Origin of the sequence: Candidatus Nitrotoga sp. 1052 (genome assembly GCF_927312905.1) — a bacterium.
In the GTDB taxonomy this organism is placed as follows: domain Bacteria; phylum Pseudomonadota; class Gammaproteobacteria; order Burkholderiales; family Gallionellaceae; genus Nitrotoga.
On the sequence record NZ_CAKMHQ010000020.1, the window covers coordinates 1 to 24,865 of the forward strand.

Genomic DNA, 24,865 nt, shown 5'->3' on the forward strand with positions numbered 1-24,865 from the left:
TTTACACTTGCAATTTGTTATTTTTAATGGGGGGAAGTCCGACAGGCTGCTAGGGCCGGATGTTTACTGCTCCATCCGGCTGCACTGCACCGCTCACCACCTGACCGGATGAGGTTTTCACCTGTACGGTTTGTCCTTCCGCCGCGTTACTTAATGCTTGACCATCAGCATGAATTTTGAAGCCTTGCCTTTCAACTTGAATTTGTACTGTCTGTCCCTGCCTTACTGCGTAGGGCGCGCGCAGCATGTCCTGTTTTAACACTTGCCCTGCCCCAACACTATATTTAAGTACTTTGCCGATGGCTTGCAAAGGGTCGGTGAGAATACCTGTTTGAGCTAACTCACTTTTCTGGCTTCCAATATCTTCGGCGCGTAGTACATGCCCCTGTTGCAGTGGACTATTGGCGATGAGCAGATTCGCACTCACTTTAATATGCACTGGCACGAACAGTGTCCATTTCTTCATATTAGCAGTGCAGCGGACGCCTACTGTATTGTTGCCCAGCAGCTGTCCTCCAGGAGGAAGAAATGCTTCCAGCGCTGGACAGGCTGGAAGCGAGACGCGCCGGTCAATCTCATTCACCGTGATAGTAACTTGGCCCGGCAGGGCAAGTGTTTGCTCGTGCACGAAAGCGGTAATGATCGTGCGTATTTCGGCATGGCTTTGTTGTGGCACTGCCCATGCGGAGGACATGGTGCACAACAGTGCGCCGAGCACTGCCCATTGCAAAAGATTGTTCATATTTATATTTTCTGCTTGCAGTAGATATAGTGAGAACTTTTTAATATCAAAAAAATTAGACAGATTTCAATACATAACGTTCGCTATTCAGTGTTTAACAGGCAAGAAACTTCTAAAATTTTTAATTTCATCCAAAATACCGCGTTGCAACAGCTGACTCAAACAATGGATGGCGGAATTTCATGGTATAGCCACGCATTATCTCGAAAGCTACCTTGGCTGGCACAGAATAATTGACCGCCTCGGACAAAATTTTCCGCCAATTGATTGTTTTATATCACCTATCTTAATATATAAATAATTCCAACAGGCAATTGCGAAACAGTTTTGATTATCTCGTATTTAATAATACTAAATCATCAATCTCAGCCAGCCATACAATCGCATACATTGTCATATTACTCCCGGGTGAATTGTATGCCTTTATCAATTAGTAACCCCCCGCAACAATGCCGTTGGCACTGTTTCAACACAACTGCCGAACTAGAGCAGGCTGCAACACAAGCAATATTGCAGGCGGCGCTGCAGGCCATTAACCTGCGCGGAACATTCCATATCGTGCTGGCCGGCGGCACAACACCGCGCCGTGTATATGAGTCGCTGCGCAAGGCTGATGCAGACTGGGCTGCCTGGCATGTGTATTTCGGTGATGAACGTTGTCTGCCAGCTGACCATGTGGAACGCAACAGTTGGATAGTCGCGCAGGCTTGGCTGAACCATGTCGCCATCCCGCTTACCCAGATTCACCTTATTCCCGCAGAGAAAGGCGCGCAGGCAGCAGCCAGCGCTTATGCACATACACTGGCAGGGATTGAGTTATTTGATTTGGTTTTGCTGGGATTGGGGGAAGATGGCCACACTGCCAGCCTGTTTCCAGGTCACGAGCTGGGTAACACAGCCGATGCTCCAGCCGTTATTGCGGAGGAGAATGCGCCAAAATATCCGCCACAGCGGGTATCGCTCAGCGCGCATCGCTTGAGTGCGGCACGAAAGGTTATATTTATGGTGAGCGGTGCCATAAAGCAACAGGCAGTAGGGGATTGGCGCACTGGGGTCGCTATTCCTGCTGCTGCCATTAATCCGGCAAATGGTGTGGATGTGTATCTTGAAGCGGCACTGCTAGCGTGAGTTGCTTATCCCATCGTTCACACTCCCCGCCATGGACGATCAACCCCGGTACTGGCTGACGCTGCTATATTGCCATGCGCAGTACGGGAAAATGATAAACATAATAACTGATAATTACAGCATCGCATTGCCCGGATTTATGGTCAACATAACGCTCATTTCATTTTGCGGAAGCGGCCATTGCAGGGTTAACATTACCGCCTGCATAATCTTTTCGAATCCGGCTTCGGATTGCGAAACTGTGAAATATGGCATACCAAATAACTGGATCGGGTGGTTGTTATTCAACACTAAATTTCCGCCGAGTACACGATCATCCAGCACCAAACCATTCATATCAGTCAACTCGAGCGCACTGCCAAAACCGCTGAGAATTTTTTCATCCTGAATATAACGGCCGGCATAACCATTGCAACTCGGCATCGCCAGTGCCACACGTGTGAGGAAACCTCCTTGCAATGCGCTATCGAAGGTGTAACTAACGCATAGACAGTTAGCGTTCAAGCTAATACGTTTTTGTATAGTTTTGCCACCAAATTCGGTGCGGAATACTATAGCTTCAGTGTTCGTTTCGACCAGTTCATATGCAAGCTCAACTTCTTCGTCATCCAGCAGCAAGAAATCGCGAAATAAAGTCTGTGCGTAGCTATCTGCCATCAAGTTTTTCGCAGTGATTTCATGCTTGAAAGCCACGCGATCATGCGCTGAAACGATACCACTGCCTTCATGCGGCTGCGTGGCGTGGCTGGATTCAATTTTGCGGAAATAATGCTCCAACTGGCGGCGCAGTGTATCGCCGAAGTTGTGATGCAATTGATATGCATCAAGTTCGGATATGCTGGCGCTGCCATCAAGTTTCACGATCGCTTGCAGCATTGTGTTATGTAGGAAAACTTCATCGTGGCCATCACTGTCAGCATCGGTGCAAATACAGGCTGCACGTGGGAGAACCTTATCTAGTAAAGATTCCAGCTTGACGATGGCGCCGTATACCGCACGGCGCAGGTGTGGCAGATACAATCCGCCAAACAAGCCATGCCAGTATGCATCGTTGGCTTGCGCAATATAGAGTTCATCAACCATCTCAAGTGTGCGCTTCTCTTCCGGCAGGGCATGCAAACGCTCAGACAACCCCAACATGCGCTTGTGCATCCAGTTCGATTCGGGATAACGGGTGAAAAAATTCTTCCAGATGCCGCCGCGCAGAAATGCTTTGCGCTCTTCGTAATGGCCGCTTGCTTTTTCCGTGTGGACCAAATCGGCATAAGTATGGGCAGCAGCCATCGGCAAAGTCCACTCGTTCATTTCGATGTAGGAGGTGGTAGGCAGATATACAATACCGCGCGTTTTTTCGGCTGCATGATAGTCGCGATAGGTCTGTGTGGTAATTTTCGATGAAGCCAGCACCCCACGAATAAAATCTTCCAGCCAGCCTTTTTCATAAACCCACTGGTAAGTTTCCGGCCAGATGCCAAACTTTTCGATGTCGTCGAAATACACGGCTGATGCCTGCATGTCGGTACGCGCCAGGCTTTCCAGATAGGCCACTACTTCATGCGCCGGAGAAAACGGCATGCGGTAGCGTAGCGCCTCGGAAATCGGAAACAGGTCGAGTTTGCGGCCGTCCTCTTCGGTAGTGAAATAGCCATTCAATTCTTCAATGCGCTTGCCGCTGCACAAGAAGTGGTAATCATCTACTGTGACGTAATTAATTTGGGAATCTGATAAGGCAGGCACTACCGTTGCCTCCCACACGCGTTCGGTTAACCATGCACCTTGTGCCCTAGCCCCCATTCTGGCTTCCAGTTTGTCAGATAACCTGACGATCTGTCCGATACGATCGCGGTTGGGAATGACCGCCAGAACCGGCTCGGTGTCCCCGCCACCGAACATTTCGACCTGGCCGCGCTGTACCATTTCAGTAAGTAAAACCATATCTTGCGGATATTTATTAAACAGGTAATCGAGCAACCAGCCGCTGAAATGTGCGGCAAAACGAAATTCAGGATAGCGATGCAAGATATGCAGAAATGGCTTATAGCAACGCTGATGCGCGTCGTCCACCACTTCCGGGAAGTTGCCCACCGGCTGGTGAGCATGGACACCAAAAAGTAAGGAAACTGTTTCGTATGTTTTCATTTTAGGACTCTGTGTTAATTGCCAATGACATCGTGACATCTCAAAAAATATTGAGCTACGATTGACATGCAGTGGACTGATATTAGTCGCCAGGCAAATGCGAGCGCGCCATCAAGAACCACGACGCATCGTACCGCCTGCTTCAGGTAAACCACCACCTTGGCTGATTGGAGAATTTAAAGTGGCAGGAACAGGTAATTTCAAGTAACGATATAACTGCATTAAATTGCTGCGATATAGGCGATCAAAACTTTCCACTGCATGGGCAGGATTGTAATCACCAAACCACCAGAACCAGTCGGAACTTTCGCATGAAGCCAACTGTTTTTCGGCAACCAAGCGCTCTGCCTTGTTCAAGCGGTCGCTTGCCACCACCAAGTCATAATTTTGTTTTGCCATGCACAACAAATCCCAAGCGCGGTTCTTCTCGGGCGAGCCAATCCAGGTGGAGAAATCACCGTATACCCAACTACCGGCAACGAGGCGCGGCAGCTCTCCTTCCTTGGCAAGCTGTTGGTTTCCTTCAGCATCATCAAGCCGATCCAGATAACCGCAATAGGTCGTGGTGCTGATTGACGAGTGTGCTTGCAACGCAGAATATAAATCGGTAAAGAAATGATAGCCGTTATAGGGATAATATTCCCAGGCGTTTTCACCATCAAGGATAACGCTGACCACTGGCGCTTCGCCCTCAGGTGCCTGTTGTGCAATCGCTTCCAGCTGGGAAACAAAATGCAGTGCGGCATCCTTGCCATTCCAACGCGAGTATTCAAAACCAATCAAATCGGATAGGCGGTCATCTCGAAAAAAACAGCGCACACCACTTGCTGCACCTTGCAAATGATAGTGGCGATAGAGATATTGGGCGCGCTCAGGCAAGTAATGCTCCGCTGTGCGCAAGCTGTTAGCCAGTACGCCTTCTCCACTCGCCGTCCAGCGGCATTCTTGCACCGCAAACACTTCCAGTAAAGCCGTTGAAACCGCACCTTCTGCTGGCCAGATACCGCGTGGAGTGGCGCCGAAGCGTGCTTGGTGACTTTTTTGGGCGGAAAGAAGATGCGCCTGGACGCGTGATTTTCCGCCGGGATAGCATTTCGATTGCGGCAGGCTGATATCCGGTTTGCTTTCACGCGCACTATTGATATCTAGCAACAACGGCGCAAGCGGATGGTAGTGAGGTGTCGTGGAAAGTTCGATTTGACCGCTTTCGGCCAGCTTGCGGTAGCGCGGAATAATGCCGGTAATGACTTGTCCAATCAGGTCGAATAACCACTTGCGATCAGCATGATTAAAGCCTTCGTTCTTGCTCATTAGGCGAATGACCAAGTTGTGTTCGCGGCGCACGCTTTCACCGCACCACACCAAGTGGTACCAAGTCAGCAAGTCGGCAAAATATTGTCCAGACAGATAGGCAAGCTCTGTATTACCGCCGGGTTCGAGCATTTTGTACAATTCGGACAGACGCTTGTAGGCGTGATACGGCGCGACCATACTATGATGGTTACTGCGGAAACAACTCGTCAACACCAGATCGCGTTCCGCTGCGTTCAGGTCATCGAGGTTCTCGCGCGCCAGCAGTCGCAACAGCGGGTCGCGTATCTGGCCGGTGGTAAACTGCTGTTCGTAATCTTCCAGTTGATCCAGCAAAACCGGCACGAAATTCACCGTCACCTTCACCTGAGGATGTTGTTCCAGATGAAAAGCCATGTCGGTGTAATCCTTGATCGCGTGCAGATAAACCCACGGCAACAAGAAGTCGCCAGTGGCATGATCGCGATAATCTGGCTGGTGCATGTGCCAGAGAAAAACTAAATCGAGGGGCCTGGACATGAAAATTCCATTTAATTAAATGTTAATAGACCTAAGTTTAACGCACGCGGTGCACTTCCTGGCCCAGCATGTCGGGGGTGATCAGTGTAATACCGTTATCACTTACAAAAAAACGGCTCGCATCTTCCTCACGGTTGATCCCGGCGATCAAGCCCTCCGGGATCACGCAATTTTTGTCCACCACCACGCGCTTGAGCGTTACATTGCGTGACACCTTTACGTTGGGCAATATTACCGAATCCTCGACATTACTGTAACTGTGTATGTGCACGTTAGAGAATAGCAGCGAATTGCGCACGTAAGCGCCGCTAATGATGCAGCCTCCTGATACTAAAGAATCCACAGCCATGCCGCGGCGAGTACTGTCATCAAATACGAATTTGGCCGGTGGTAATTGTTCCTGATACGTCCAGATTGGCCATTCCTGATCATACATATTTAGGGCAGGGGTAACCTTGGTAAGTTCCATGTTGGCTTCCCAGTAGGCGTCTATAGTTCCCACGTCTCGCCAATAGGGTACTTCGCCATTCAGATTTACACAGCTCTCTTCAAAGCTCTGCGCAAACACACGGTAGTTAGCGGAGACCAAATGCGGGATGATGTCCTTACCGAAATCATGGCTGGAATTCTTATCATCTGCGTCCCGCACCAATTGTTCGTACAGAAAGCGGGTGTTAAACACATACACACCCATGCTGGCCAACGCCAGATTAGGGTTTCCCGGGCTCGGATTGGGGTGGCCAGGCTTCTCGTTAAAATTCACCACTCGTGATTCCATATTTACACCCATTACGCCGAATCCACTCGCATCCTTGATAGGAACCTCGATGCAGGCAACAGTCATGTCGGCCTGCTTTTCTACATGGAAGGCAAGGAGCTTGCCGTAGTCCATCTTATAGACGTGATCGCCCGCCAATATCAGCACGTAATCTGGATTCGTTGTGCGCATGATATCCAGGTTTTGGAATACCGCATCGGCCGTGCCCCGATACCACATTTCCTCTATTCTTTGCTGAGCCGGCAGCACGTCAATGAATTCGCCGAACTGGCCATTCAGGAAACTCCAGCCGCGCTGAATATGCTGGATCAAGCTGTGTGATTTGTATTGCGTCGCTACACCTATCCGTCTGATGCCAGAATTCACGCAATTTGACAGCACAAAATCGATAATGCGAAACTTGCCACCAAATGGCACAGCAGGTTTGGCCCGCCAGTCTGTAAGTTGATGCAGACGAGAGCCACGCCCTCCCGCCAGAATCATGGCGTAAGTGCTTTTAGTTATCGAACTCACGAAACGTAATTTTTCAGGTAGCGGCATGATTCCCCTCGTAGTCGTTGATTTAGAATCTTGTTCAGAACTGTATCAGATTGTAATTATAGCCGGGTCTTAATTGTGGTTATAATCACCTCACCATGAAAAAGAATCTTCGCATCAAACCTGATCCGCGTGCTGAATTATTGCTGCAAGGGCGACTGCATAATCCCTTCGCTTATCTCGGCCCACACCTGGAAAATGAAAGATATGTAGTGCGGGTATTCAATCCTCACGCAAATGAAGTTTGGCTGAAAACCGCGCATGGCAGCGAAGCGCTGGAACGCGTTCATCCAGATGGTTTATTCGAATGGCATGGCAGCGAAGAACCGCGCCATCCCTATAGTCTGCGCATCAGGGAAAACGGACCGGGGCTAAACAACGGTATGGAGCGTTTGGTGCATGATTGCTATGCCTTTGCACCACAAATTTCCGATTTCGACCTGCACCTTTTTAACGAAGGAAAGTTACATCAGGCCTATCGCGTACTGGGCTCACATGCAATGCAAATTAACGACATTCCGGGTGTGCGTTTTGCAGTGTGGGCACCAAATGCCGAGCGAATAAGTGTGATAGGTGAATTTAACCGCTGGGATGGTCGCATTCATCCGATGGCGGCGCATGGTTCCAGCGGCGTGTGGGAGTTATTTATTCCAGAAATTGAACAAGGCATGCTGTACAAATTTGAGATCCGCAATCACGCCGGTATCTTGCTAGTCAAAACCGACCCCTATGCCAACGCATTTGAATTGCGGCCTGGTACTGCTGCTCGCGCTGGGTCTGCTCTCCACCACACATGGCAGGATGCAGAATGGATGGAGCAGCGCAACAATTGGGACTGGCTACACGCCCCTCTCAATATCTACGAAATTCATGCAGGATCATGGAAGCGTCACCCAGACGGACGCTATTATACTTATCGCGAACTGGCTGAAAATCTTGTTCCCTATCTCAAAGATATGGGTTATACCCACGTTGAACTAATGCCTGTTTCGGAGCATCCGCTTGACGAATCATGGGGTTACCAAGCGACTGGCTATTTCGCCGCGACCAGTCGCTTCGGATCCATTGATGATTTATGCTACTTCGTAGATAACTGTCATCAAGCCGGAATTGGCGTGCTGCTCGACTGGGTGCCAGCGCATTTCCCGCAGGACGCTTTTGCGCTGGCGTATTTTGACGGCACCGCGCTGTATGAACACGAAGATCCGCGCCTCGGCTTCCATCAGGACTGGGGCACGCACATTTTTAACTATGGTCGTAATGAGGTAAAAAGCTTTTTATTGTCGAGTGCGCATTACTGGCTGTCGCAATTTCATTTCGATGGCCTGCGTGTGGATGCGGTGGCTTCCATGTTGTATCTCGATTATTCGCGTAAGGAAGGTGAATGGCTACCGAACAAATATGGCGGGCGAGAAAATCTCGAGGCCATCGAGTTCCTGCGCGAACTCAACATCATGGTACATGACGTATTCCCGGGTGCATTGACGCTAGCCGAGGAATCCACGTCCTGGCCGGGGGTTTCACGCCCGGTGTATCTTGGCGGGCTCGGCTTTTCCATGAAGTGGAACATGGGCTGGATGAACGACACACTTAGCTTCATGCAGTTAGACCCAGTTCACCGCCGCTATCACCTTAATCAACTTACTTTTAGTCAGCTTTATGCTTATAGCGAAAATTTCATGCTGCCGTTTTCACATGATGAGGTGGTACATGGCAAGGGTTCGCTACTCGACAAGATGCCCGGCGATAGCTGGCAGAAATTTGCCAACCTGAGGTTACTAATGACTTATCAAATGACGAGTCCGGGCAAAAAACTGAACTTCATGGGCAATGAATTCGGCCAAGGACGAGAATGGAGATCGAGCTGGGAACTTGAATGGTGGCAACTCGGCCTCGAGCCGCATCGGGGCATACAAAGCATGGCGCGCGACTTGAATCATCTTTACCGAAACGTGCCGGCTTTGTATGAACAGGACTTCGAACAAGCTGGTTTTTCCTGGATTGATTGTCAGGACGCTGAACGTTCGCTGCTTTCTTTTTTGCGCCGTGGGCGACATGGCGAGACAGTTGTAGTTGCCTTTAATTTCACCCCGGTCCCACGCCACCGCTACCGCATCGGCGTTCCGTTCGATGGTGCTTATCTGGAAATTTTCAACAGCGATTCACACTATTATGGCGGCGGCAATGTCGGAAATTCTAGTAAAATTTATGCCGAATCTCTACCTTGGATGGGGCAACCCTATTCCGTCGAGATAGAATTGCCGCCGCTCGCAGGCATTATGCTAAGTCCGGCATGAGCATAAAACTAAAGTTGCATATACCCTATTGCCCTTAATTGATCTTTGTCATTTATGACAAATAAACTCATCATTCTCATTTTTGCGAGAATTCTGAATGACGAACCTCTATCTGTAATAGTGAAATCGTCAATAATGTAAATGTTCAATAAATAATATTGAGACAACTATGTCGACTCTAATCCATTCGCCAGCTTGGCAAGCTTTAACGGCTCATCAAACGGAAATAAGCCAGCGGACCATGCGCGAGATGTTTTGCGACGACCCGAAGCGTTTCGACAAGTTCTCTTTGCAATTGAATGGTCTGCTGCTGGATTACTCGAAGAATCTCATTACCGCAGAAACACTCGCCCTGTTGTTGAATCTTGCACGCCAGTCGAAACTGGATGACTGGATTGCTCGCATGTTCAATGGTGACAAAATCAATACTAGCGAACAGCGTGCGGCGTTGCACACTGCATTGCGCGCCCCCCGAGGCGCTTCGGTGTATGTAGACGGCAAAGATGTTGTGCCGGACGTACATCGCGTGTTGGATCATATCCGGCACTTCTCTGAAGCGGTGCGCAATGGAACGTTGTGTGGGTATACCGGGAAACCATTTCGGGACGTGGTAAACATCGGCATCGGTGGTTCCGCTTTAGGGCCGCTTATGGTCAGCGAGGCGCTCAAGTCTTATGGCAGCATGCAATTGAATGTGCATTTCGTTTCTAATGTGGATGCTACGGACTTGGCAGAAATATTAAAACGTCTCGATCCAGAAACCACTCTTTTTATTATTAGCTCAAAAACATTTACCACACTGGAAACACTTACCAATGCCCATTCAGCACGCGACTGGTTGGTTACGCATTTGGGAGCTGACGAGGTTGTCGGCAAGCATTTCGTAGCGGTCTCGACTAACCTCGCTGAAACATCCAAATTTGGCATTAACCCGGAGAATGTGTTTGAATTTTGGGATTGGGTTGGCGGCCGTTACTCATTGTGGTCGGCTATAGGTTTGCCCATTGCGCTTTATATTGGCATAAACAATTTTGAACGCCTGCTTGCCGGTGCTCATGCCATGGACAGGCACTTTCGTGAAACTCCCCTGGAGCGCAACATGCCGGTAATATTGGGAATGCTTGGCATCTGGTACACCAATTTTTTTGGTGCAGCTTCGTATGCCATCCTTCCCTACGATCAATATCTGCAACACTTTCCCGCTTATCTGCAACAGCTGGAGATGGAAAGCAATGGCAAAAGCGTAGACCGCAATGGTCAGGTAGTGGACTATGCCACCGGTATGGTAATTTGGGGCGAACCTGGCACCAATGGCCAACACTCCTTCTATCAACTGATACACCAGGGCACACGCATGGTGCCTGCAGATTTCCTCGCGCCGATTACCAGCCACAACCCGATTGGCGAACACCATTCCATATTGCTGGCAAATTGTTTTGCACAGACCGAGGCATTAATGCTAGGTAAATCCACAGCGGAAGCACGTGCTGAACTTGAGCTGCAAGGCCTAAGTGGTACAGCGCTGGAAACGCTGTTGCCGTACAAAGTATTTCCGGGCAACCGCCCAACCAATACTTTACTGTTTGATCAGCTGGATCCATACACTATGGGAATGCTGGTTGCCCTTTACGAACATAAAGTATTTGTGCAAAGCGTGATCTGGGACATCAATGCTTTTGACCAGTGGGGTGTTGAATTCGGCAAACAACTTGCCGGTAAATTGCTGCCTGAACTTCAAAGGAAAGAGCGCGTTTTTGTGCATGACTCTTCAACAAATGGCTTGATCAATCACTTTCTCGCACACCAGGTTTAGATATTAGGGCAATTTTGAAGCTATAGTTAAGCCATGCTGAAAAAAATAAAAGTTAAAGACGTCCGCTTAGGCATGTTTATCCAAGAGGTCTGTGGAAGTTGGATGGATCATCCTTTTTGGAAAAATTCATTCATGCTGACTGAGGATAAAGACCTCAATACCCTCAAAAATTGCGGGGTGGATGAAGTATGGATAGACACTAGCATTGGTTTGGATATAAATGCCAATGTAGCAGCACTTTCACAAAAAGAAGCGGAACTCAAGGTCGAGAGTGAACTGAAAAAGATCGAGCAAACATTACAAAAAACTGAAGTGCTTGTGCCTTTGCGGGTCGAGTTAATTGCAGCGAAAAAAATACACACCCAGGCTAAGAAGGTTGTTATCTCCATATTCAGCGATGTGCGTATGGGTAATGCACTCAAGCTTGATGATGTTGTATCGCTGGTAGACGAAATAAACCAATCCATAGCACGCAACTCCTCTGCTTTGATCAGTTTGTCCCGGCTGAAAAATGCAGACAACTATACCTATTTGCATTCGGTTGCCGTCTGCATTCTGATGATTGCACTGGGGCGGCAGCTGGAACTGGAACATGAGATGCTAAAGCAAGCTGGCATTGCCGGATTGCTGCATGACATCGGCAAGGTTTTTATCCCCCACGAGGTACTTAACAAGCCAGGAAAATTAACGGATGAAGAGTTCAATATAGTCAAGGCCCACCCGCTAAAAGGTTGGGGATTTCTCAAAGACTCTAATGAGGTCAACGATTTGGTATTGGATGTCTGTCGGCATCATCACGAGCGCGTAGATGGCATGGGCTATCCAGACAAATTATCCGGTGAGGCGTTAACATTATTTGCGCGTATGGCTGCGGTATGTGACGTATATGATGCAATCACTTCAAATCGCTGCTATAAAAAAGGATGGGAACCTGCGGAATCCATCCGCAAGATGGCAGAGTGGAAGAATGGGCATTTCGACGAGGTTATCTTTCATGCCTTCGTTAAAACGGTCGGCATTTATCCAACCGGCACCTTGCTTAAGCTGAAGTCCGGGCGTCTAGGCGTAGTGACTGATCAATCGAAGAAAAGTTTGATCAAGCCCATAGTGAAGGTGTTCTTCTCAACCCGTTCTAACGCACACATCCTGCAGGAAATAATCGACTTGTCGAAATCGGCAGACAGTATCGCCAACTTGGAAAACCCACTGCAATGGGGATTCGATTTAGGCGAAATTATGGGTGTTTAGCGTCAAAGATGCCGAAATAATACATTTAGTTTGGCTGAAATTAATGCCGATTCAATTTATTTGCGACACGGTGTTGCTTCTGACAATTGAAATTGCCCTGTCATAGTGTGTAGTCTGGCGCTGGATATCAATTGCTCCCGCCACACAGTCTTTGTTCACTCCTTTATATTATTCACATGATGGATTTCGATGGTGGCGTGGACAATTTCCTCATGTTGTGCGAGCTGCTTATGCACGCGCCGAGGTGTCAATGTTTTGTCGTTGGTATCGACGCTTAGCGCGCAAGAATATGATCGCGTACCGACGCGCCAGACGTGAAGATCAGTGATCAATGTATCGGCTGTCGCCGACCCAGATTCTACGACCTTCCTGATTTTGTCCACAACAGGATGATCCATCTCACGGTCGAGCAGCGCTGTTCCAGTCGCAATAATCAAATTCTTAGACCAAATCGCTACTAATACCGCACCAACAATCCCGATAGCTGGGTCCAACCAAGACCAGCCATAGAGCCAACCGCCTGCCAGGGCTATGATGGCGAGCACTGACGTAGCTGCGTCGGCGATCACATGCACATACGCCGACTTCAGGTTGAGGTCGTGGTGATGAGGATGCTCGCGATGTTCGTGTTGTTCGTGATGGTTGTGGTGATCATGCGCTCTGCCAAGAATAATTGCGCAAATGACGTTTACTGCAAGACCGATGGCCGCGACGATCATCGCTTCCAGATAGTGAATCGGCTGCGGTGAAAAAATACGCTCCACTGAACTAAAAACCATCATTACGGCGATGCCCAAGAGTAAGATTGCGCTTGTGAATCCGCTCAGCACTTCAATTTTCCAGGTGCCGAATGTAAAACGTGGATCTTGGGCATAGTGTCGAGCTGCTGCGTATGCAAAGGAGCTCAAGCCAATGGCCACAGCATGAGAGCTCATATGCCAGCCATCTGCCAACAATGCCATCGAATTAAACCACCAGCCCGATATGATTTCCACGACCATCATGGCGATAGTTATCCACATGACCGCGCGTGTGCCACGCTCGGCTGCGAGACGGCCTTCGTCGAAGACGCGATTGTGAGTATAAGATGGCTGGTTACGGGTCTGCATAGCTGATTATTATTGCCCTATCGCGATAACGTAATCGCGAGGAAGATAACGTAAAGGCCGCCATTTACCAGCAGCGTCCACACCGGCAATCCGCCTGATCGTGCATGGAACCGAAGCCACGCGGCGGCGACCAAGGTGACAAGTACACCGGTCAACACTTCTATGCGCGGTTGCCAAGGTGTTAGCATAATTCCAATAGCAGGTAACAGCGTTCCTTGGAACACCATCGCCCCGGTAATGTTCCCGAAAGCCAACGTATCTTTACCACGCCGAATCCATAAAATACTGTTTACTTTTTCGGGAAGCTCGGTCGCTATCGGAATAATGAGCAGAGACAGCAGCAATGCAGAAATACCCAAGATGTGCGAAGTACCCTCAATACCGTGGATGAACCCTTTGGCACCAAAAATCAGCAATGCCAACCCGATTCCTAGTTGCAGAAAAATAGTCCATAGATTAGTCGGCAACCCAAGTTTGGCAAAGAACATCTTGCCCTCAGCCGCAGTGCCATGCCCGTCCTCGACCAGCTTTTCTGAGGCACGCAACGTAAGCAGGATGTAAACGAAATAGGTGAGAACCAGTGCAATACTTAGCGCGCCACGGAGGGTGCGCGCCTCCTGCGGAATGTACATCGCCACAGCGGCGAGAATGAATGCGAACAGAAAAAAATTTAGATCACGTATGAAACCACTACGCTCCGGCCGGACATGGCCATTGACTCCACGCCGATGAAGAATGGCAAATGCCATAAGACAGGTAGAGAGCGTTGATAGCATTAGAGGTGCGCCCAAGATAGCGCCGACACCAATTTCTTCATTAATGTTGATGTTCTTTGTACCGGCGAACAGTGCGAGCAGTGGAACCATTGTTTCGGGCAAGGCCGTTCCGATGGCAGCGAACACGGAGCCTGTCACGCCTTCCGATATTTTTAGTTGCTCTCCAAGGTGCTCTAATGCATTTGTAAAGATTTCAGAGGCTGCAAGAATGATAAAAAGCATCATAACCAGCTCAAAAACAAGGTTCGTCATTCGCATCCCCTCAATATTGCATGCAAATGTCTTATGAACTGCGCGCTTCCCAATGAAATGAGCTCGGATATCAGAGGGTGAAGATTTTCTTTCATAAATAGCTCCAATGGCCGGACAAGGTTCACTACCCTACCCTATTTAGATGTTGATGCAATAATTATTGGAAGTTTTCTGATTCACCAGAAGGATTCCCAACATATTTGGCGCCAACCATGCTACCTCGTTAACAGAGGCGTCGATCAAATTTGCCGTCTGTCCCAGATTCTATGCGGCGCCATAACCAATTCATGCGCCGAGCCTTGAAAAATCTTTAAGCCGAAAACCGAGCATCCACAGCACGGCGAAATACACCGTCATACCCATCACTACCAATCCAGTTAGTCGCCAGATACGCATCCAGCCGCCGCTGGTAAGCCAGCTTTGTTCACTCCCCATACCAAACCAGAGCGTCAACCCCAGCACCAGCATTGCCGCTCCCAGCTTAGCGAGAAATTTTCCCCAGCCAGGCTCTGGTTGATAGATCTCACGCTTGCGCAGCAGGTAGAACAGGATGGCGGAGTTAAGGCAGGAACCAAGGCCGATGGCCAGCGCCAACCCTGCATGTTGCAGCCAGCCGATGAACAGCAGATTCATCGCTTGGGTAGCAAGCAAGGTGATGATGCCGGTTTTCACCGGGGTCCTGATATCCTGACGAGCATAGAAACCCGGCGCCAGCACCTTCACCGAGAGGATGCCGATCAGGCCGACGCTGTAGCCGACCAGCGCGTTGCGCGTCATAAGCACATCGTGCGCAGTAAATGCGCCATGCTGAAAGAAGGTTGCCAGAAGTGGTACCGCAATCATGCCTAGTGCGAGTGCCGCGGGCAAGGTAAGCATGAAGGTCAGGCGTAACCCCCAGTCGAGCAGCTTGGAATACTCAACCAGATGTCCATCGGAGTGATGTTTGGATAGCGATGGCAGCAGAATAGTGGCAATTGCCGCACCCAACACGCCAGATGGAAACTCCATCAGACGGTCGGCGTAATAAAGCCAGGATACACTGCCCGCCACCAGAAAGGAGGCGAAGATGGTGTTAATAATAAGGCTGATCTGGCTGATCGATACACCGAATACCGCTGGCCCCATCTGTTTGATGACGCGCCATACGCCCGCATCTTTCAGGTTGAGGCGCAGGGTCGGTAGCATGCCGATTTTTTTCAAAAATGGCAGCTGGAATGCAAGCTGCACAAATCCAGCTAAGAAAACCGCCCATGCCAGCGCCATGATAGGCGGATCAAAAAATGGAGCCAGCCACAACGCAGCGCCAATAAGACACAGGTTGAGCAGAATAGGGGTGAAGGCAGGCACCCAAAATTTATTGTAGGTATTGAGTATCCCCGACGCCACGGCGACCAGCGAAATGAAAAATATGTAGGGTGAGGCAATGCGCAGCAGCTGGACGGTAAGATCAAATTTCTCCGGCGTCGCTACGAAACCCGGCGCACTGATGTAGACCAAAATCGGCGCAGCAATTATGCCGATGAGCGTAACAATGAACAGGATGATTGCCAGCAATGTGGTTACATGATCAACCAACAGCTTGGTTTCCTCATGTCCACGGCGGTTTTTATATTCACCTAAAATTGGCACGAAGGCTTGGGAGAATGCCCCTTCCGCGAACAAGCGGCGCAACAAGTTGGGCAGTTTAATGGCGACGAAAAAAGCATCGGTCGCCATGCCTGCGCCGAAAATGCGCGCAACTAATACATCGCGGGTTATGCCAAGTATGCGAGAAGCCAGCGTAAAGCTGCCTATGGTACCAAGAGCTTTAAGCAGGTTCATTTATAGTCCGTTTGGAATGCGCATGTGTCTTGAATCACAGTGTTTTTTGCACAAAGTCAGAAATTTTCTAGTTGCACAGGTATCACGAGTGGTATGTCTATCTGAACTTGCCGTAAGGAGCATATTTACATGCTCAATCTGGGCGCTCATGAATTCGCTTGATGGACGTATGTAACTTTTCAAGCTGAACAAAGGATTGTAGCAGGGATGTTGCACAGCAATAACATGTAAAACTCACTGATATCATGAAATTGTCTGAATGAAATATTATATTTTTCCCTTCAGCATTTGCCATGCTGGATCATGCTCAATGCCACGGCTTCAGCGACCTGTATGCCGTCCACTGCAGCGGAAAGTATGCCGCCTGCATAACCCGCTCCTTCTCCTGCCGGATAGAGTCCTGAGATATTCAGGCTTTGAAAATCTTCGCGGCGCTTGATGCGTACGGGGGAAGAAGTTCGTGTTTCCACGCCAGTGAGCACGGCATCAAACATGGCAAACCCTTTAAGCTGTTTATCGAATGCCGGGATGGCTTCTCTTATCGCTGCGATAGCGTAATCCGGTAGCGACGTAGAAAGATCGCATAGGTGCACACCTGGTGCGTAAGACGGCACAACAGACCCAAGCGTGGTGGAGGGCCGACTCGCGAGAAAATCACCAACTTTTTGTGCCGGTGCATGGTAATTGCTGCCGCCCAACTCGAAGGCGCGCGCTTCCCAGTAACGTTGTAACTCGATGCCGGCCAATGGATTTCCCGGATAATCAGCGGGGGTAATGGCCACAACAATCCCGCTATTGGCATTGCGCTCGTTGCGCGAATACTGGCTCATGCCGTTGGTAACGACGCGACCTTCCTCGGAAGCTGCTGCTACCACGGTGCCGCCCGGACACATGCAGAAGCTGTAGACTGAACGGCCATTGTCGCAGTGATGCACCAGCTTGTAATCGGCCGCGCCCAGCAGGGGGTTGCCAGCGTTCTTGCCAAAACGGCAGCGATCGATCAGCGTTTGCGGATGCTCGATGCGAAAACCTATGGAGAAAGCTTTGGCCTCCATGTATACACCACGCTGATATAACATGTGGAAGGTGTCGCGCGCGCTATGCCCAACAGCGAGCACGACATGATCGCTGGCAATGAGTTCGCCACTACCCAGCACTACTCCCCGGACTTGTCCGTTGTCTATGACGATATCGTCAACCTTGCTCTGAAAACGAATTTCTCCGCCGAGAGATTCGATGCTCGCGCGCATTTCTTCCACCACCCCCACCAGCCGAAACGTGCCAATATGTGGCTTGCTCACGTAAAGAATTTCTTCTGGAGCACCCGCCTTGACGAATTCCGCGAGCACCTTGCGACCGTAGTGTTTGGGATCTTTAATTTGGCTGTGCAGCTTGCCGTCTGAAAATGTTCCCGCGCCACCTTCGCCAAACTGCACGTTGGATTCTGGATTGAGTTTTCCTTGCCGCCACAGACCGAATGTGTCTTTGGTACGCTCACGCACGGCTTTACCACGCTCCAGAATAATCGGACAGAAACCCATTTGCGCCAGAATCAGAGCCGCAAATATTCCACAGGGACCGGTACCAATCACGATTGGACGAGAAGCCACCTTGGCCGGCGCATGTGTTACAAAGTGGTAGCTTGTGTCGGGTGTGAGTGAGATATGCTTATCGCCTTGCAAGCGTTGAAGCAGTGCAGCTTCGTTCTTGACCTCCACATCCAGCGTATATGTAAAGAAGATGGCCGATGGCTTGCGGGCATCATAGCTACGGCGAAATATTGCATAGCCAATCAGTTGATCCGCGCTAATACCCAGCCGTTTTAGAAGCGCGGCCTTGAGATCATCATCAGGGTGGTTTAAAGGAAGCTTAACTTCAGTCAATCGCAACATGCACAGTATTCCGTATATATTCTGTCAGGGAGTAACAAGGAGCCCGCTAGTGGCAAAGGACCATTTTACCGCAAGTGGGTTTATTAGCGCTTAAGGTATGTTTAGGGCGCCTCTAAAAATTCAAGTTTCTAGGCAAGGCAAGGCACGAGTAAAAAATTTGAGCGCGGCATATACTTGATATGTAAGCGATAATTTTTTTCGAGTAACGCCGTATTGTGACGAAACGGGGTAAGCAGGCAAGACGCAAAGCGGCTGCTCGCAAAATTGGATTTTTAGAGGTGCCCTTTAGTAGTATGCGTTGAACAAGGAGAAGCAGATTGAAAGCTGTAATAATCACCATGCTTGTTACAGGCATTTTTATTTTCGCCGGATGTGCTGAACTGGAGCCAAGAGTTGCGCCAAGGCCAAAAATCAATTGGAATGACGTTCAATCCATTGCAAGTGCAATTAGTGTTCAACGTGACGATTTAAAGAAAACGACAAGCTTCAAGGGACCAAACAGTAGCAAAGGTATTCTGGACACCGTTTTATTACGTGCGTGGAAATCGGATGAGGGTGGAGGGTTCAGTTATCAGATTTACGTTATAGATTACTATCACGGCGATTGGCATTTTTATGATACTGCGTCTGATTCAAAAGGCAATAATCTCAATATCACTCTTAGTTCAAGAGATGTCAGCTCTTGTGATTACTTTACCTGCGCCCACCATGAACATCTTGGACTGAATGTGTCGCGGGAGTACTTGGAAAAAAACCATGAGAATGGCATTGTCTTTAAAGTAAGCGGTAAAGGGGGAGAAGAGACTTTTATCATTCCTTCAACTTATATCAAAGCCTTCTTGTCTGTCGCCAAATAAAGGGCACCTCTAAAAATCCAATTTTGCGAGCAGCCGCTTTGCGTCTTGCCTGCTTACCCCGTTTCGTCACAATACGGCGTTACTCGAAAAAAATTATCGCTTACATATCAAGTATATGCCGCGCTCAAATTTTTTACTCGTGCCTTGTCTTGCTTAGAAACTTGAATTTTTAGAGACACCCTAAATGCATCCGTTATGCTTTGGGTTCGAAATCTTCGGCAGTTAAAAAAACGATGAAAAATATGGTTTATGTTCGTAGTGTCTTGCGTTCTTGCTCAAGGAATTTCCGCGTCATTCATACGTTTTAGAATAATTTGCGTCTTTCTTAACATGCCTCGTGCTTCACGGTGTTGATCGTAGTAGCGCGGATTAGGAACCATAGCGGCAAGTTTGGCGGCTTGTGTCGCAGAAAGTTGGGCTGCGCTAACGCGGTAATAATACCGAGCAGCTGCCTCTGCACCGAACACGCCATTGCCCCACTCTATGACGTTCAAATAAATCTCAAAAATACGTTGCTTGGTCATCATTTGTTCCAGCATTACGGTGATAAGCACTTCCTCTGCCTTGCGCCATGGCGTGCGCTTGGTGGATAAAAATAAATTCTTCGCCAACTGCTGGCTGATGGTAGAGCCGCCCGCTACGATCTTGCCCTTTTTCAGGTTTTTTTCATAAGCCTTCTGGATGCCTTCCCAGTCGAAGCCTTCGTGGTCAACGAATTTAGCGTCCTCAGAGGCAATCATGGCGCGTTTGAGATTGTTGGATATCTTTGCATAGGGTACCCACTGATGCCTTAACTCGGCGTCCGGGCGCTTGCTTTGCATCATTAGCAATCGTTGATCCATGAAGGCGCTAGTGGAGGGGTTGTGTTTTACCCACCATGCGATGTGCGCAAAAATCCACAGTTGATAGAGCAGTAAAAGAAGCAGCAGCGCTCCGACTATGCGCCATATCCACGACCATAGTTTTTTCATGGTGTGCCCTTCGGTTTGCTCAAATCAGACGCAGTTTGGCGATGACGGGGGCGGTATCGGGGCGTACGTTGCGCCACAGAAAGAATGACTCGGCAGCTTGCTCAACCAGCATGCCGAGTCCATCCGCAAGCCGCGCTGCGCCTTGCTCTTTGGCGAAGAGCAGGAAAGGTGATTTCTTTCCATACATCATGTCGTAGGCCAGCGCATTAGGCGCGAAAATCCCCCCGCGTTTCGCGTTTTCTCCAATAGAAAAAGGGGCATTAGGGGAAGAAGGTGGGGTGGCGCTTTCGCCTCGCGGCAACGGCGGGAGTGAGTCTGCCAAGCTGCTGGAAGTCGCATTGATCACGCAATCAAATTGCGAACCTGCGAGAGCGATGTAGCTGCTGCCCTGGATGGGGCCGTGCGCGGCAAATACAGCAGCCAATTTGTGTGCCTTGTCCTCAGTGCGATTTGCCACCGTGATAATTGCTCCTGCATTGAGTAATGGTAACGCTACGCCATATGCCGCACCGCCTGCACCCATTAGCAATACGCGCTTGCCCTGCAATATGAAATCAAGATTACGTTCGATGTCGGCAACTAACCCTGCGCCGTCGGTGTTATCGCCAATTATTTCTGTGCCATCGAATTTTAGTGTGTTCACGGCCTGAGCCGCTTGTGCGCGGACGGTGAGTTGAGTGGCAAGCTGGAACGCTTCAAACTTGAACGGTACGGTCACGTTCATGCCACGACATCCCCCATCACGGAAAGCCAGCACGGTATCGCGGAAGCCATTCAGCGGTGCGAGGATAGCCTCATAGCTTAAATCCTGTCCGGTCTGGCATGCGAATTGGGCGTGAATAAGCGGTGATTTACTGTGCGAAATTGGATTGCCAATTACGGCGTAACGGTCAGTCATAGTGCTGCAATTATAACGTTATTCAGTGCGCTTTATGAGTCCTCCTGTTGCTTCGATTAGCACCATGCACTTGATTGAACGGGATGCTATTTTTATTTATTAGCAGAAGGTGCACATTCATGCCGTGCCGATTATTATAAGAATTGCAACAACTTGTGCCATTGCGGGCGGTGCCCGCAGGGTTAGTAACCACCTCTATTTGCCATGCCCAAGGGACGCTGTCATCTTAGCTTAAAATGCGCTCCACTAAAGTTGAGAGGGCTTGCCTTGCTACAGCAAGGTAATTTTTTCAAGATTAGGCAGTTTCCTGTCATACAACCGCTCACACAAAACTATTTAAACCCTCGAAATACGTTTTTCGCGTACAAGTCACTCAATACTTGGCGCCGTTCTTGGGTATGTCTATTCCATTGCGATTCATCGTGCCAAGCGCAGATTGCGCATTAGAATCTCCTTGTGCAGCGGCTTTTTGCCACCATTCGAATGCCTTGACATCATCTTTTGGTATTCCTTCACCAATTTGATACATCGAGCCAAGTATGAATTGTGCTTCTGGATCTCCCTGTACAGCGGCCTTTTGATACCAATCCGCAGCTTTAGCTGCATTTTTGGCCGAGCCTTCGCCATTGCGATACATATGACCAAGATAAGTTTGCGCAACAGGATATCCTTGCTCAGCAGATTTCTGATACCACTCTACGGCTTTAGCCGCATTTTGGGTTACACCTTCACCACTGCGATACATTCCGCCAAGGATAAATTGCGCACCCGCATCTCCCTGCACAGCAGCTTTTTCATACCACTCAATTGCCATAGCAGCGTCCTTGGGTACGCCTAACAATCCTTTGCGATACATCATACCAAGTGCATATTGCGCACTAGGATCTCCCTGTGCAGCGGCTTTTTGATACCACTCAACGGCTTTAGTAGCATCCTTGGCAACGCCTTCGCCATTGCGATACATCCAGCCAAGATTAAGTTGCGCACCTGCGTCTCCCTGTGCAGCGGCCTTCTCGTACCACTCTATGGCCTTATTAGCATCCTTGTCTACACCCTCGCCCTTGCGATACATATTACCAAGCATGGTTTGTGCAACAGCATGGCCCTGAGTAGCAGATTTCTGAAACCACTCTCTGGCTTTAGCATAGTCCTGGGCTACACTCTCGCCATTACGAAACTTTATACCCAGTGCATATTGGGCATTACTATCCCCCTGTGCCGCTTCTTTCTGATACGACTCAATGGTTTTGGCAGCAGGTTTACGTACATCTAAATCTTGATCATTTATATTTTTGATATCCAATTGCTTTTTTGTACTTTCTGTTTCAATTTCCTTCTGCATTGGCGTAAATTTGTTTTCTGGTGGCAATTCTTTTGATACGTCAGAAATCTCCTTAACAGCCGCTTTTTCAGTAGTTGAGCAAGCAGCAAGAATGGTGACAAACAAGAATAAAATTGTCAGGTGTAAGAATTTCATTGTGAGCTTTCCAGAGTAGACGATGCGAAATTATTGGGTAATTTTACTTTATCTGATTGCGAATGATAATAAATAACTTAATTATTTATCCAGTTAACAGCATCAGTGAGAAGTGACGCATTTTGGGTTGCTCCCCAGCATCGTAATGGTCATGTGAAATAATCTCCCATACAACAGAGGGTTACTCATTTTCGAAACTTGAGCTATTTGCGGCTACCACCAAGTTTATGTTGTCGAATGACTTGCCGACGATGTTCATGCAATGTTTCCTCTTTAAGGTTCTTGCGTCTATTTTTTTCATACAACTATGGTAAATATTCAAAAATTCAAACTATTTAATGGCCGAATTTATAGTATTGAACAGTAATCCAACCTCGGTAAAGCAGTAGCTTGTTTATTGATAAGTATATCCATAGTTCTCGTTACTGACGAACTGTTACAAAAGACAGATTTGTTACCCCGGCATGTTGTGCAATTGCCATAAATTCCGCCACACGGCCATAAGGGACGGTCTTGTCTGCCTCAATTTTCATGAAAAACAGCGGATCCAGCGCTCGCTGTTTTAAAACATCTGCCAGTTGTGTGTCGCTCATCGAAACATTGTCCAATTGGATATTTCCTTTCGCATCCACAATCAAATGTGCTGGGAGCAGTTTTGCCTGGTCGGAGGCTGTTACGACTTCTTTAGTTTTAGGCACATTGACTTTGAGCGACTGCGGCGTAAGCAGTGGCGCAGTAACGATAAATACCACCAGTAGTACCAGCATCACGTCTACCAGCGGCGTTACGTTGATCTCGCTCATCATTCCCTGTTGCGAAGAATTGCTCATTGCCATGATGACCTCACAGTTTGAAATTATGTTTGAGTGCCAGTCGCACGAAGTCGTGCGCGAAATTTTCCAGCTCTGTTACTTGCACGCGCAGGCGGCGCAGAAAATAGTTGTAAGCTAACACTGCGGGCAGCGCAGTGGCGATACCGATGGCAGTCGCAATCAGCGCTTCGCCTATCGGTCCGGCAACCACATCCAGACTGGCCGAACCGCTTGTGCCTATGTCTTGCAAGGCGTGCATGATGCCCCACACCGTACCGAACAAGCCGACGAACGGCGAGGTCGAGCCTATGGTAGCGAGTTCGGCCAAGCCGCGTTCGTGATAGCGTTGCATATTTTCCACCTGCTGGCGCAGCATGCGTTCCAGCACGTCCTGCGGCGCGCCTATATGTTTCAAGTCTTGCTGTTCAGCACTTAAGTTTTTCACTTCGGCAAAACCTGCTTGCGCCAACCGCGCCAAGTCACTCGAGCCTTGCTGCGCCACCTCAGCCGCAGCGTGCCAGTCGCGTGCTGCCCAGAAGACATCACTGAAGGCACGATTGGATTTATCGTTCCGTATCTGCCGCCACAGCTTGAGCAAGGCAATTGACCAAGTCGCTACGGACAGAAAAATAAGGAGTAGCAGAGTGGCAGCTACAACTGGCGAACCGACAGAAAATAGATTGTTCATGTTTCGCTATCTTTCAAAGAAAAAATGATTGGTACCTTGAACCATTTGTTAATCGCCTCTCCAGCCTGACGGGCAGGGATGAAGTGCCATGTCCTCACGGTTTCCAACGCGTTGTTATCCAGCATGGTGTGGCCGCTGCTCTGAGCTACATTGACTTGACCGCACGAACCATCGGCCAGTACTTCTACATTCAATATCACCTTGCCTTGCAAACCCATGCGACGTGCTGCAAATGGGTATGATGGACTCGCGTTTTTCAGATGATAAAATGCTTTGTAACTTGGCTCGCTTTGATCTGCATTGAGGCGAGCCATTTCGGCTGCGGCACGCGCTTTGGTGTCCGCTTCAACTTTTGCCTTGGCGAGCGCAGCATCGTGTTCTGCTCTGGCTCTCGCCGCTTCCTGCTCGGCCTTGAGACGGGCAGCTTCAGCTTCTGCACGTGCCATGGCTTCTGCTCTTGCCCGGGCTTGCGCAGCTTCTTGCTCCGCCCTGAGCCGTGCAGTTTCGGCACGCGCAAGGGCATCCGCTTTTGCCTGAGCCTGCGCTGCCTCGTGTTCTGCACGGGCCCGCGCCGCTTCTTGTTCTGCTTTAAGGCGAACCGCTTCGGCTTCCGTTCTTGCCCTGGCTTCTGCTTGTGCTTTGGCTTCCGCTCGTACCCGGGCTTGCGCTGCCTCGTGTTCTGCATGGGCCCGTGCCGCTTCCTGCTCTGCTTTAAAGCGAACCGCTTCAGCTTCCGCTCTTGCCCTGGCTTCTGCTTGTGCCTTGGCTTCCGCTCGTACCCGAGCCTGCGCTGCCTCGTG

The 24,865-nt window shown here is 49.3% G+C and carries 19 protein-coding genes; 5 read left to right on the forward strand and 14 right to left on the reverse strand.

All coding sequences use genetic code 11. The annotated features are described in order from the left end of the window. Window positions 1–49: 49 nt before the first annotated feature. Complete coding sequence (gene flgA, locus MJ768_RS03975; protein WP_239288143.1) at window positions 50–742, reverse strand: flagellar basal body P-ring formation chaperone FlgA; 693 nt, start codon at window positions 740–742, stop codon at window positions 50–52. A gap of 417 nt (window positions 743–1,159) precedes the next feature. Here flgA and pgl point away from each other — a divergent pair, with 417 nt between their 5' ends. Further along, window positions 1,160–1,870: a 6-phosphogluconolactonase gene (gene pgl / locus MJ768_RS03980; protein WP_239288147.1), complete on the forward strand. Its 711-nt coding sequence runs from the start codon at window positions 1,160–1,162 to the stop codon at window positions 1,868–1,870. A 114-nt stretch (window positions 1,871–1,984) separates the two neighbouring features. Here pgl and MJ768_RS03985 read toward each other — a convergent pair whose 3' ends face one another. The 3 genes from MJ768_RS03985 to glgC all read right to left on the reverse strand — a co-directional run bounded on the left by MJ768_RS03985 (window position 1,985) and on the right by glgC (window position 7,157). Then, the gene (locus MJ768_RS03985; RefSeq protein WP_239288148.1) at window positions 1,985–4,009 is read right to left on the reverse strand and encodes an alpha-amylase/4-alpha-glucanotransferase domain-containing protein; all 2,025 of its coding nucleotides are present in this window, start codon (window positions 4,007–4,009) and stop codon (window positions 1,985–1,987) included. Between the two features lie 111 nt (window positions 4,010–4,120). Further along, window positions 4,121–5,839 carry a glycoside hydrolase family 57 protein gene (locus tag MJ768_RS03990; RefSeq protein WP_239288150.1) on the reverse strand — a complete coding sequence of 573 codons (1,719 nt, stop codon included), beginning with the start codon at window positions 5,837–5,839 and terminating at the stop codon, window positions 4,121–4,123. Between the two features lie 37 nt (window positions 5,840–5,876). Then, window positions 5,877–7,157 carry a glucose-1-phosphate adenylyltransferase gene (gene glgC / locus MJ768_RS03995; protein WP_239288152.1) on the reverse strand — a complete coding sequence of 427 codons (1,281 nt, stop codon included), beginning with the start codon at window positions 7,155–7,157 and terminating at the stop codon, window positions 5,877–5,879. Between the two features lie 95 nt (window positions 7,158–7,252). On the opposite strand from glgC, the gene glgB reads away from it, so the two are divergent. The 3 genes from glgB to MJ768_RS04010 all read left to right on the forward strand — a co-directional run bounded on the left by glgB (window position 7,253) and on the right by MJ768_RS04010 (window position 12,512). Next, a complete protein-coding gene (gene glgB / locus MJ768_RS04000) occupies window positions 7,253–9,451 on the forward strand; it encodes a 1,4-alpha-glucan branching protein GlgB (RefSeq protein ID WP_239288154.1) in 2,199 nt (732 codons plus the stop codon). Between the two features lie 169 nt (window positions 9,452–9,620). Then, complete coding sequence (pgi, locus tag MJ768_RS04005) at window positions 9,621–11,264, forward strand: glucose-6-phosphate isomerase (protein WP_239288155.1); 1,644 nt, start codon at window positions 9,621–9,623, stop codon at window positions 11,262–11,264. Between the two features lie 33 nt (window positions 11,265–11,297). Beyond that, window positions 11,298–12,512, forward strand: a complete 1,215-nt coding sequence (locus MJ768_RS04010) for an HD-GYP domain-containing protein (RefSeq protein ID WP_239288156.1) — start codon at window positions 11,298–11,300, stop codon at window positions 12,510–12,512. A gap of 155 nt (window positions 12,513–12,667) precedes the next feature. On the opposite strand, the gene dmeF is transcribed toward MJ768_RS04010, so the two are convergent. The 4 genes from dmeF to MJ768_RS04030 form a co-directional block, all read right to left on the reverse strand. Beyond that, entirely contained in the window at window positions 12,668–13,621 is a 954-nt protein-coding gene (gene dmeF, locus MJ768_RS04015) for a CDF family Co(II)/Ni(II) efflux transporter DmeF (RefSeq protein ID WP_239288159.1), read from the reverse strand. A gap of 17 nt (window positions 13,622–13,638) precedes the next feature. Further along, window positions 13,639–14,649 carry a sodium:calcium antiporter gene (locus MJ768_RS04020; protein ID WP_239288161.1) on the reverse strand — a complete coding sequence of 337 codons (1,011 nt, stop codon included), beginning with the start codon at window positions 14,647–14,649 and terminating at the stop codon, window positions 13,639–13,641. A gap of 285 nt (window positions 14,650–14,934) precedes the next feature. Continuing rightward, window positions 14,935–16,470, reverse strand: a complete 1,536-nt coding sequence (gene murJ, locus MJ768_RS04025) for a murein biosynthesis integral membrane protein MurJ (RefSeq protein ID WP_239288163.1) — start codon at window positions 16,468–16,470, stop codon at window positions 14,935–14,937. Between the two features lie 281 nt (window positions 16,471–16,751). After that, window positions 16,752–18,362 carry an NAD(P)/FAD-dependent oxidoreductase gene (locus MJ768_RS04030; RefSeq protein ID WP_239288165.1) on the reverse strand — a complete coding sequence of 537 codons (1,611 nt, stop codon included), beginning with the start codon at window positions 18,360–18,362 and terminating at the stop codon, window positions 16,752–16,754. A gap of 317 nt (window positions 18,363–18,679) precedes the next feature. Here MJ768_RS04030 and MJ768_RS04035 point away from each other — a divergent pair, with 317 nt between their 5' ends. After that, complete coding sequence (locus tag MJ768_RS04035; RefSeq protein WP_239288167.1) at window positions 18,680–19,219, forward strand: hypothetical protein; 540 nt, start codon at window positions 18,680–18,682, stop codon at window positions 19,217–19,219. Between the two features lie 275 nt (window positions 19,220–19,494). On the opposite strand, the gene mtgA is transcribed toward MJ768_RS04035, so the two are convergent. The 6 genes from mtgA to MJ768_RS04065 all read right to left on the reverse strand — a co-directional run. Beyond that, window positions 19,495–20,190, reverse strand: a complete 696-nt coding sequence (gene mtgA, locus MJ768_RS04040) for a monofunctional biosynthetic peptidoglycan transglycosylase (RefSeq protein WP_239288169.1) — start codon at window positions 20,188–20,190, stop codon at window positions 19,495–19,497. A 19-nt stretch (window positions 20,191–20,209) separates the two neighbouring features. Next, window positions 20,210–21,088: a shikimate dehydrogenase gene (gene aroE / locus MJ768_RS04045; RefSeq protein ID WP_239288171.1), complete on the reverse strand. Its 879-nt coding sequence runs from the start codon at window positions 21,086–21,088 to the stop codon at window positions 20,210–20,212. A 373-nt stretch (window positions 21,089–21,461) separates the two neighbouring features. Continuing rightward, a complete protein-coding gene (locus tag MJ768_RS04050) occupies window positions 21,462–22,565 on the reverse strand; it encodes a tetratricopeptide repeat protein (protein WP_239288173.1) in 1,104 nt (367 codons plus the stop codon). Between the two features lie 422 nt (window positions 22,566–22,987). Then, the gene (locus tag MJ768_RS04055) at window positions 22,988–23,401 is read right to left on the reverse strand and encodes an ExbD/TolR family protein (RefSeq protein ID WP_239288175.1); all 414 of its coding nucleotides are present in this window, start codon (window positions 23,399–23,401) and stop codon (window positions 22,988–22,990) included. A gap of 7 nt (window positions 23,402–23,408) precedes the next feature. Then, a complete protein-coding gene (locus tag MJ768_RS04060) occupies window positions 23,409–24,065 on the reverse strand; it encodes a MotA/TolQ/ExbB proton channel family protein (RefSeq protein WP_239288180.1) in 657 nt (218 codons plus the stop codon). Next, window positions 24,062–24,865 (reverse strand): energy transducer TonB (locus tag MJ768_RS04065; RefSeq protein WP_239288181.1); only part of this gene is annotated, 804 nt, incomplete at its 5' end. The genes MJ768_RS04060 and MJ768_RS04065, both read right to left, overlap by 4 nt.